This is a genomic window from Chamaesiphon sp. VAR_48_metabat_403 (genome assembly GCF_031422475.1).
Classification (GTDB): Bacteria; Cyanobacteriota; Cyanobacteriia; order Cyanobacteriales; family Chamaesiphonaceae; genus Chamaesiphon.
On the sequence record NZ_JANPLS010000213.1, the window covers coordinates 1 to 9792 of the forward strand.

At 44.3% G+C, this 9792-nt stretch carries 8 protein-coding genes; 4 read left to right on the forward strand and 4 right to left on the reverse strand.

The features are described 5' to 3' along the window. On the reverse strand, nt 1-1361 hold a 1361-nt coding region (gene aspS / locus RMO79_RS10010; RefSeq protein ID WP_310482999.1), incomplete at its 3' end, for an aspartate--tRNA ligase. Nucleotides 1362-1581: 220 nt separating this feature from the next. Between aspS and RMO79_RS10015 the strand changes: the two genes are divergently transcribed. Further along, the gene (locus tag RMO79_RS10015) at nt 1582-2271 is read left to right on the forward strand and encodes a 4'-phosphopantetheinyl transferase superfamily protein (RefSeq protein ID WP_310483000.1); all 690 of its coding nucleotides are present in this window, start codon (nt 1582-1584) and stop codon (nt 2269-2271) included. Nucleotides 2272-2345: 74 nt separating this feature from the next. On the opposite strand, the gene RMO79_RS10020 is transcribed toward RMO79_RS10015, so the two are convergent. Continuing rightward, a complete protein-coding gene (locus RMO79_RS10020) occupies nt 2346-3362 on the reverse strand; it encodes a hypothetical protein (RefSeq protein WP_310483001.1) in 1017 nt (338 codons plus the stop codon). Between the two features lie 463 nt (nt 3363-3825). Here RMO79_RS10020 and RMO79_RS10025 point away from each other — a divergent pair, with 463 nt between their 5' ends. Then, nucleotides 3826-5820, forward strand: a complete 1995-nt coding sequence (locus RMO79_RS10025) for a trypsin-like peptidase domain-containing protein (RefSeq protein ID WP_310483002.1) — start codon at nt 3826-3828, stop codon at nt 5818-5820. A 339-nt stretch (nt 5821-6159) separates the two neighbouring features. Continuing rightward, the gene (locus tag RMO79_RS10030) at nt 6160-7425 is read left to right on the forward strand and encodes a pitrilysin family protein (protein ID WP_310483003.1); all 1266 of its coding nucleotides are present in this window, start codon (nt 6160-6162) and stop codon (nt 7423-7425) included. A gap of 227 nt (nt 7426-7652) precedes the next feature. Here RMO79_RS10030 and RMO79_RS10035 read toward each other — a convergent pair whose 3' ends face one another. Next, nucleotides 7653-7940 carry a hypothetical protein gene (locus RMO79_RS10035; protein WP_310483004.1) on the reverse strand — a complete coding sequence of 96 codons (288 nt, stop codon included), beginning with the start codon at nt 7938-7940 and terminating at the stop codon, nt 7653-7655. 186 nt (nt 7941-8126) lie between these two features. Here RMO79_RS10035 and RMO79_RS10040 point away from each other — a divergent pair, with 186 nt between their 5' ends. Beyond that, a complete protein-coding gene (locus tag RMO79_RS10040; protein WP_310483006.1) occupies nt 8127-8678 on the forward strand; it encodes a hypothetical protein in 552 nt (183 codons plus the stop codon). Between the two features lie 201 nt (nt 8679-8879). Here the strand turns inward: RMO79_RS10040 and rimI are convergent, their stop codons facing one another. Then, on the reverse strand, nt 8880-9392 hold the full coding sequence (gene rimI / locus RMO79_RS10045; RefSeq protein ID WP_310483007.1) for a ribosomal protein S18-alanine N-acetyltransferase: 513 nt from the start codon (nt 9390-9392) through the stop codon (nt 8880-8882). Nucleotides 9393-9792: the final 400 nt, after the last annotated feature.

Genomic DNA, 9792 nt, shown 5'->3' on the forward strand with positions numbered 1-9792 from the left:
AGTCGTTTTTCATCGGCGTTGTACTCGAACATGGGGAAATCTGTTACCCATAATAAATTGACTTTATTATCGTCGATTAAACCAAGTTCGCGACCGATGACTAATCGCAGTCGATCGAGTGTTTTATTGACCATTGCGGCATCGCCAGCACCGAATAGTAATAAGTCGCCAGGTTTGGCAGCCGTGAGGGTTAATAGTTGTTGTTTGCTCTCTTCAGATAGGGAGTCTTTAATTGCCCCGATCGTTTCGATTTCGTTATTATCCAAAACGCGGATATAAGCAACACCTTTGGCTCCGGCTTCGGCGGCTTCTTTAAACAAGTTGCCACCTGGTTTGATCCGCACGTTGGAGATAGTTTCGTTACCACCAGGAATCGGTAGAATTTTAACTACGCCACCAGATGCGATCGCGCCTGAAAATACCTTAAATTGGGAGTCTTTAAAGAGTTCGGAAACGTTGACTAATTTTAAGTCAAACCGGGTATCGGGTTTATCGCAGCCGTACTCATCCATCGCTTGGGCATAAGTCATCCGAGGGAAAGGACGGGATAATTCTACACCTTTAATTTCTTTGAAGATTTGGTAGATCAATTCTTCATTGAGACTAATGATTTCTTCCTGAGACATGAAACTCATTTCCATGTCTAACTGGGTGAATTCGGGTTGTCTATCTGCACGTAAATCTTCATCGCGAAAACAGCGCGCGACTTGATAATAGCGATCGAATCCCGATACCATTAGTAATTGTTTGAATAACTGCGGCGATTGGGGCAGGGCAAACCATTCACCTAAATTTACCCGACTGGGTAAGATAAAATCTCTGGCACCTTCGGGAGTCGAGCGCGTCAGAATTGGCGTTTCGATTTCCATAAAGTTAAACCGATCTTCCAAACAGCGGCGGATGGTTTTAATTACCCGATGGCGGAGTTGAAGATTAGCACTCATCCGTTCGCGTCGCAGATCGAGATAGCGATACTTGAGGCGTAAATCCTCACGGACGAACTCGTTTTCGGTTTGAGATACTTGGAAGGGTAATTGGTTGTGGACGCGGTTTAGAACCTCGATTTGCTCGGCATAGACTTCAATTTCGCCTGTGGGAATGCGCGTATTGAGCGATTCTGCGGGACGAGCATAAACGCGTCCGGTAATTTTGACCACATATTCACTGCGGAGCGTTTCTGCTAAATGATAAGATGCGGGGGTGCGAATGGGATCGCTGACTACCTGAACCGAGCCAGATCGATCGCGCAAATGGAGAAAAATCACCCCCCCAAGATTGCGGCGACGATCTACCCATCCGCACAGGGTAATAGTTTCGCCAATTTGTTCGGTGCGGATCGTACCGCAATAATGGGTTCGCATATGCTAAATCTAGTTCGATGACAATTACTAATTACTTGAAGCCGAGATTTCACCTGTGAAGTGATGCGGCGAAGATCTATTCTACTCCGACTGTGCTTGGCGATGCTCGATAAGAGTCGTTGAGATCGTTTCGATCGATGCCAGATAACCTGGTAAATTTGAACGGGAGTAGAATCGGCTTCACTAATTATCTACCATTCTTTGCACCGCAGATCCAAGCATGTTGATGTTATTAGCGCGAGATGTTCATGTCTGGAGTGTCGATCTTAATTTAGATCGCGATCGCATTCACGCATTTAGTCAATTTTTAACAGAGCAAGAGAGCCAACGCGCCGCCAAGTTTATCAATCCCACGCATGGAGATCGCTGGATTGTCGCGCGGGGATATTTACGGCAGATTCTGAGTCAGTACCTCAATCTTACTCCATCCCAAATCGTGTTTACATTGGGCGCACAGGGAAAACCTGCTGTTGAAGGTCATTCAATTGAGTTTAATTTATCCCATTCTTGCGATCGCGCCGTCTATGGCATTAGTGCTAAATTCCCGATCGGCATCGATATAGAATATATTCACCCACTACCCGCAGCAGATTTGGTAGACAGGTTTTTTTCACCCGCCGAGCAAGCAATTTTTCATAGCCTTCCAATCGATAGTCAACAAGCCGCATTCTTTCACGCCTGGACGCAAAAAGAAGCCTATCTAAAAGCTTGTGGCACTGGTCTTAGCACCCCGTTAGATCGAATCGAAGTCTCGATCGATCCCACCACCCCTGCGGCGATTATTTCCAGCCCCATAGCTGGTATTTGGCAGATTCAGAAACTAGAAATTGCTGCCGATTTTGCAGGTGCGATCGTGGTTGGGGGCGAGTGGGAGGGGATTGAGTATCGGGGAGATGGGAGCGGGGAGTAAGGAGTAAGGAGGATTTAAAATCCATGCTTCCAGTCCCCCCGTCTCCCCGTCTCCCCGCTCCCCGCTCCCCGCTACTAATAGTCGAGAGTGTGAAACTCCGATTTTGCAGCGTCTTTTTGCCGTGCTAGCATATACTCGAATTCGGTGCTGGCGGCTACGCCAAACTGGATAGCTCCAAAAATCCAGAAGACTTCCAGCATAAATCCGCCCTGATAGTCTTCAATCTGATTTCCGGCATAGGCAAACCACATATCTGCGATGTAATAACAAATCATTGCTTGCGCGTTTACCTGCCAAGCATTGCTGAGTCGTCCGCCCCAAAATGCTAAAATCATCACAATTGCGAAGGCAAATAAGACGACATCGCACCAGACGTAGAAGATATTTAACTTCTGTCCGTACGGCTTGAGAATCCCATCGAAAAACATTACCCATCCCGGTGCGGTTGTTGTCGGTTCGCTCTCTGGCGGGGTGAGATCGGGTGCGGGAGTAACCGCAGGTGTATTTGTCGTCGAACTCTGAATCTGGCTGCTGGTAGTGGTTATTGCGGTTGTTGCGACTGAATTATCAGTTGCTGGCGGTTTGAGAATCCACATGGCGATGGTAGCCGCATAAATGCCAATTCCGGCGACGATCGCCCATTGATATATTTTTAATTTTACGCGTTTACTGGCGATCGCGATAAACATTGCTAACAACAGACAAATATAAAAAATTACGAAAAACGGATCGCCGAGCGAACCAGTTGAATTGAGACCCCAGACTAATTCCCACGAGCTAAAAAAGATATTGCCCACAAAATAAGCTAGCAAAGCGATGCCCATCAACAGCCACACCTTGCTACCGCTGGGCATTCTACTGCTGGTGCCATTCCGAATACACAGTAGCCCCGCACAGATTGTCGGCACATTTTGAAGGATATAAGCGGTAAAAATTCGATACCAGAACGGTCGTTCGGTGTTCTGTGCCGAACCGCTCAAGAACATATAAAATAATAGCGATAATGCTGCCCAACCAAATGCCCAACCAATGACATTTTGTTTGCGCCACAGATGTTCGTAGCGGGCGAGTGTTTGTGAAATATTTTGCATTTATATCGTTAGATCTCCCTCTCAATGCCGTCTCGATTTCAGTAGTATGATAAGTAATATTTATCTCTGTTTAACTACCATCCATCATTAGTATTCCCACCACGCGATCAATTAATTAAAATTCAGCTCTATCGATCGATCAAATATCCCCAAATTTAAACTACAAGTAATTCTGGCAATTGCCTTCGAGTTACAAAACATTATTCGGAAATTCTTGAGTGGTGCGACATTGGCTAGCCCTCTCCCCAACCCGCTGTCTTGTCTCTCTAAACCTTCGGGAGACAGAGTTTGGGGATGAGGGCAAACCACCAAAATCACCTCCAACTGGTTTTGAATTTAGAATTGCGGCAAGACAAGACAGAGGTTTCCCCAAGAACGCGCTTTTCGCTCCTGGGAGGGGATTTACACGCAGTGGATTTATAATGGGGTCGATCTCATTCATTGCAACTGCATACTGATACTTATGCCAGTCAAAAAATCATTAGTTGTCGGGTTAATTTCTATCGGTATTTTAATTCCGCTCTTCCAGAATATAGCTGTTGCTAAAACTGCGAAAGAAATTCGCGAGATTGCTAGGGTAATTACAGTTGAAATACTGGGGAAGAACAACAAAGGTTCGGGGGTGATTCTCGATCGATCGGGTAATACTTATACAGTACTAACTTCCGCGCATGTATTAAAACAAAACGATGGTTATCGAATTACAACACCCGATCGTCGAACCTATCAGATTATTCGTGGTTCGATCCGACGATCCGAACGAAATATCGACTTAGCTGTATTTAAATTTCAGGCATTAGGAAATTCTTTTTATTCAACAGCATCCGAACTAGGTATCGGTGATTGCTATCTACTCAGAGAGGGGATGACTATTTATGTTGGTGGATTTCCTGTAAATTCAAAAAATTCGGATTTGGCATTTTATCCAGGTGAAGTATCTAGTAATAGCTTCAAAAATTTCAAAAATGGCTATGCTCTCGTTTATAGTAACGATACCTTTCCAGGAATGAGCGGTGGCCCTGTTTTGAATACAGATGGACAACTAGTAGCCATTCATGGACGAGGAGATAAAGATGAAAAAAATAACGACCTCAGTGAAAATGAACAAAAGACAGGATTTAACCTTGCTATTCCCATCAATATATTTGTCTCAATTGCTAGTAAATTGGGAGTATCAATCAATTTTAAATTATATCCTACTACCACTCGATCGAACAATGCATTAACAGCTAATGACTATATGGGCACCGGGATGTACAAGTATTCTTCAGGAGATTATAGAGGTGCTCTGGCTGACTACGATCGGGCGATAGTTCTCAATCCTAATAGTGCTGAAAATTATATCATCAGAGGTATGCTAAAGTGTGCTGTAGTCGGAGAGAAGGCAAGTGGAATTGCGGATTTAGATCGAGCAGCACGAATTTATAAATCCCAAAATAAGGATCGAGAATATCGATCTACGATCGATCTAATTAAACTTTATCAAGATCGTCCAGATACAATTAGCTATGGAAATTTTATCGTCGATCGAACTTCATCAGAAATTGGTGATATTGTTAAAGGCATAACAGTTAAAGTGTCAGGGCAGAGGGGCAATGGCTCTGGCGCAATCGTTCAAAAAAATGGAAATATTTATACAGTACTTACTGCTGCTAGCGTAATTACAACTAACCAAGTAGATCGAGTCGTAACATCAGACAATAAAACTTACAAAATTATTAGTAGCTCGATCCGAAGATCGGTAAATAATCTCGATCTAAGTGTATTTCAATTTCGTTCGCCAGTAAGTTATCCTATTGCAATAATTGGTGATGATAATAATCTCAGTCAGGGCATAGATCTCTATGTTGGTGGATTTCCGATGACTACAGCAGCTATTACCGAATCAACTTTTGTATTTCGCAGAGGTAATCTAGTCAAGAATAATAGTAACAGCCTCAAAAACGACTATTCGATCGCCTACAATAATGATATTTTGACAGGAATGGAAGGCGGCCCTGTTTTGGATACGCGCGGAGAATTAGTCGCAATTCACACCAAAGAAACTACGGAACAAAATAATGATAATAGTATCAGAAGGAAGCAATTAAATTTTGGCATCCCAATTAAATATTTTGTGGCGATTGCTGGTAACTTGGGTGTCAATCTTCCGCCAAGATCGGAATCACTCTCTCGCATTGATACCGATCTTACCGCCGAAGGTAAAATAAATGCTGGGATGAAGAGATATCAATTATCAGACTGGCAAGGTGCTTTGACCGAGTTTAATGATGCTCTGAAGCTCAATGCTAACTATGCTCAAGCTTATTATTTAAGAGGAACTGTCCACGAAAATTTAGAAAATTGGCAGGCTGCAATCGCTGATTATCGGGAAGCTGCGAGGATTTATCAAAAACAAGGTAAAAATGATGAATATTTGATGGTGATGGATCGGCTCAAAAATATTCAAAATCGATAAATCATCTGTCTTAACTCAAATTCTCCAGTTGAAAAGTTTATTCGATCTAAATTCCGAGCGCGGGCGAGTCTCTACTATAGAACCCATTTGAGATCTCCTAGTGGGGGAGGGCGGGTTTATGCTAGAAACGATCGCTATAATGCAGTCATCTATCGAGCGAACCCGCCCGTCCCACCAATATCTGTTAGGTCGCTCAAAAGATCTCAAATGGATTCTATACTGATGTAAATAACCCGATTTTATCAGATTGACGGCAAAGATAGCCGCCGATTTTCGACCGCCTTATGGCGAGATCGATCTTACCGATCGCATGACTAATGTAGCAGGAGCAAATTTGCAGTGACAATTACCCCCTTCCCAACAGTTCGCACGTTACCCAATGGGTTGACAATTATCGCAGAGCGAATGCCTGTAGAAGCCGTAAATTTGAATATTTATCTGAATGTCGGCTCCTTTGTGGAAACCGATGCGATTAATGGCATGGCACACTTTCTAGAGCACATGGTGTTCAAAGGTACATCCAGACTGGCGGCGGGCGAATTCGAGCGACTGGTAGAAGAGCGCGGTGCCGAAACTAATGCCGCGACGAGTCAAGATTATACCCACTACTACATCACCACCGCACCTAAAGATTTTGCTGCTTTAGCTCCACTGCAAATCGATGTCGTCACCAATCCGCGCATTCCCGACGATGACTTCGAGCGCGAAAAAATGGTGGTACTCGAAGAAATTCGCAGATCTCATGATAGCTCTTCCCGCCGCATCTATCAGCAGGCGATCGAGGTGGCATTTAGTAAATTACCATATCGTCGCCCCGTTTTAGGCCCCGAAGCCGTGATTGAGGGCGTTACCGCTCAACAGATGCGCTATTTTCACGCTACCCATTATCAACCTACCGCGATGACTGCTGTTGCCGTTGGCAATCTCCCCGTTGAAGAATTAATCGAGATTGTCGCTGATGGTTTTGCTTCGCAAACTGGAACTATCCCCGCCGCCGAATTTGTCGGCAAAAAGTCTCATCCCACTCCCGAACTCCCATTCTCTCGCATCGTGCGTAAAGAACATATCGACCCTAGTCTCAAGCAAGCACGCTTAATTATGGTCTGGCGCGTACCGGGATTGCTAGATTTATCCGAAACTTATCCCCTAGACATTTTAGCGGCGATTCTCACTTCGGGACGCACCTCTCGCCTAGTTAAAGAACTCCGCGAAGAACGCCAACTGGTAAATAGTATCAGCGTCAGTAATATGAGCAACCGGATTCAGGGACTATTTTACCTCAGTACCCAGTTGCCGAGCGAAAATATCGCCCAAGTCGAGCAAATTATTACCGAGCATATTTCCCGACTCCAAACCACCCTCGTCACCGAAGCCGAAATTTCCCGCATCCGCCGTCAAGTTGCCAATCGTTATATCTTTGGCACCGAAACACCCAGCGATCGCGCGGATCTTTACGGTTATTATCGATCGGTAGTCGGAGATCTCACTCCAGCTCTAGATTACCCCCAGCAGATTCAATCTCTCGACGCTACCACCATCCAACTCGCCGCGCGTCAGTATCTATCGCCGAGCGCGTATGGGGTGATTGCGGTTAAGCCGGAATAGGAGTAAGGATTGTGTGTATTTCCTGGCATTGCTGAATTGGGGTATGAAGCATAGATTTTGCCACCACTCCCAACCCCTCTGTCTTGATTCTCTCAGCAAGAGTTTCACGCACTTTCCGATCGAGAATTTGCCTGTGCCGCCGATGCGCTGAATGCAGCATAGAACCTATCTAAAATAATGAAAGTGAATAGTGGATAGGATATCTTTAAATCCAAAATCCAAAATCTTTAAACTCCCCGATCGCGTTCCATATCGTATAAAATCTTCTCCCAATACCATTGTTCCGTGCGATCGGGATTATTGCGCCGAGCGATTTCTAGCAACCGTTCGATCCGCTCCATATCGTGCCCTGCAATTACGATCGTCCGTCGTCGAGTTTCAGGATCGATGACGCTTTTACGTTGCCAATCTGCAAAAATTTCGTCAGCGCGAGATTTATTAGAGAATTTTTCCAGGGCGCAATATAGCAATACAATCCCAACGATAACCAACAGAACTGTCAACCCGATACTCATATAGCGATCGTCAATAGCTTACGCCCACTTTATTCACGCTGAATTGGGGTAAATCCGGATGAAAATTTTGGGGAAGATGGTAACATCACAGAACACAAGATTGGTTTAAAATAGAAATACGGCTTTAGCTTCTATCTAAAGCCGTATTCCAAACACAAAATACTTTCTAATAATCAGGATAACATAATGTCTGAAGAACGTTTCGATCGTCTTGAAAGTCAACTATCACAAGTTATTCAGGCTATTGGCACCATGCAGCAGAACATGGCTACCATGCAGCAGAACATGGTTACCAAGCAAGATTTAGCTGTTGTCCGGCAAGACATGGCTACCATGCAGGAAAATATTGGCACCATGCAGGAAAATATTGGCACCATGCAGGAAAATATTGGCACCATGCAGGAAAATATTGGTACCATGCAGGAAAATATTGGCACCATGCAGGAGAATATTGGTACCATGCAGGAGAACATGGCTACCAAGCAAGATTTAGCTGTTGTCCGGCAAGACATAACTGCCGTCCAAAACAATGTCAATGCTGTTCGAGAAGATGTCATCAGCCTCCGCCAGCGGATCGATAGTATCGAAGGTGCTGTTTCAATCGTCATTCGCAATACATTTACAGCGCACCAAAGCTTTGTAGACGATCTGAACTTCGATCTGACCAGTAACGAGCGCAAAGTTCGCCGTTTAGGTCGCCGTGTCGCTCGGCTAGAACGCCAAGATCTCGATGATTAATTAACGCAAGTTGCTAGTTATAACCAATGTTAAAGATTTGGGTATTAGGTATTAGGTGTTGGGTATTAGCGATGGGATCGAACCTAAAACCTAATAGCTGTCTTGAAAAGGTGCTCTACTTGGGGAAACCCCAAGACCGCACTTTTCGCTAAAACCTAATACCTATCCCACTAAAAATCCATAACTAGCAAATTGGGTTAATTAAGCGGGAGGAGGCGAAATGATGTGGGTAAAATCTGGACGTTGTAAACCGCCGCGCCACATAATCACACCATCTTCGCCTGTATCTTGATAGTATTTTTTGCGTCGTCCGACGGTTTGGAAGCCGTATCTTTGATAGAGATCGATCGCTCCCTGATTCGAGGCGCGGGCTTCTAGAGTCGCTCGTGCCATGCCGATCGATCGCGCTTTATCGAGTAAGGCGCATAATAATAACTGTCCGAAACCTTGGCGTTGATACTGTGGATGAACGCCTAGTAATGTGATGTGAGCCTCGTCTAAAATCGCCCAGAAGCAACCAAAACCGATAATTCCGTTGGTAGCTGGGCATATCGATTTATCGACCGATACGCCTAAGAAATGGCTGTTCTCGTTAGTTAATTCGCGACGATAACTATCGATCGACCACAACCCCCCAAAGCATAAGCGATCGAGAATTAAGATCGATTCGATTTCGTCTACAGATATTGGACTGATGGTGATGTCTAGACCCACTCTGGTTGTTTTGTAGATGGGAGTAAGGAGTAAGGAGTAAGGAGTAAGGAGTAAGGAGTAAGGAGTAAGGAGTAAGGAGTAAGAAGTAAGGAGTAAGAAGTAAGGAGTAAGAAGTAAGGAGTTGGAAATACTAAAACCTAAAGCCTAACACCTAAAACCGGACAGTGAGCGACAGCCGAACTGAAAACCTAATACCTAAAACCTAATACCTAATACCTAAAACCTAATACCTAATACCTAATACCTAATACCTAATACCCAACACCTAATACTTTTACCTAATTTCAATTACCTCGAAATCACAGTTATGAAACTAATCTTTGCTGTTCTTTTTCATTTGATCATATTCGTGCAGGTAAATGCGCAGGACCTTTCGTATTTCTTACCTAAACAACTTACT

Coding starts and splice junctions, on each gene's coding strand:
- RMO79_RS10020 (WP_310483001.1), bottom strand. CDS start 3,362: ATGCAAAATATTTCACAAACACTCGCCCGCTACGAACATCTGTGGCGC.
- RMO79_RS10025 (WP_310483002.1), top strand. CDS start 3,826: ATGCCAGTCAAAAAATCATTAGTTGTCGGGTTAATTTCTATCGGTATT.
- RMO79_RS10015 (WP_310483000.1), top strand. CDS start 1,582: ATGTTGATGTTATTAGCGCGAGATGTTCATGTCTGGAGTGTCGATCTT.
- RMO79_RS10035 (WP_310483004.1), bottom strand. CDS start 7,940: ATGAGTATCGGGTTGACAGTTCTGTTGGTTATCGTTGGGATTGTATTG.
- RMO79_RS10040 (WP_310483006.1), top strand. CDS start 8,127: ATGTCTGAAGAACGTTTCGATCGTCTTGAAAGTCAACTATCACAAGTT.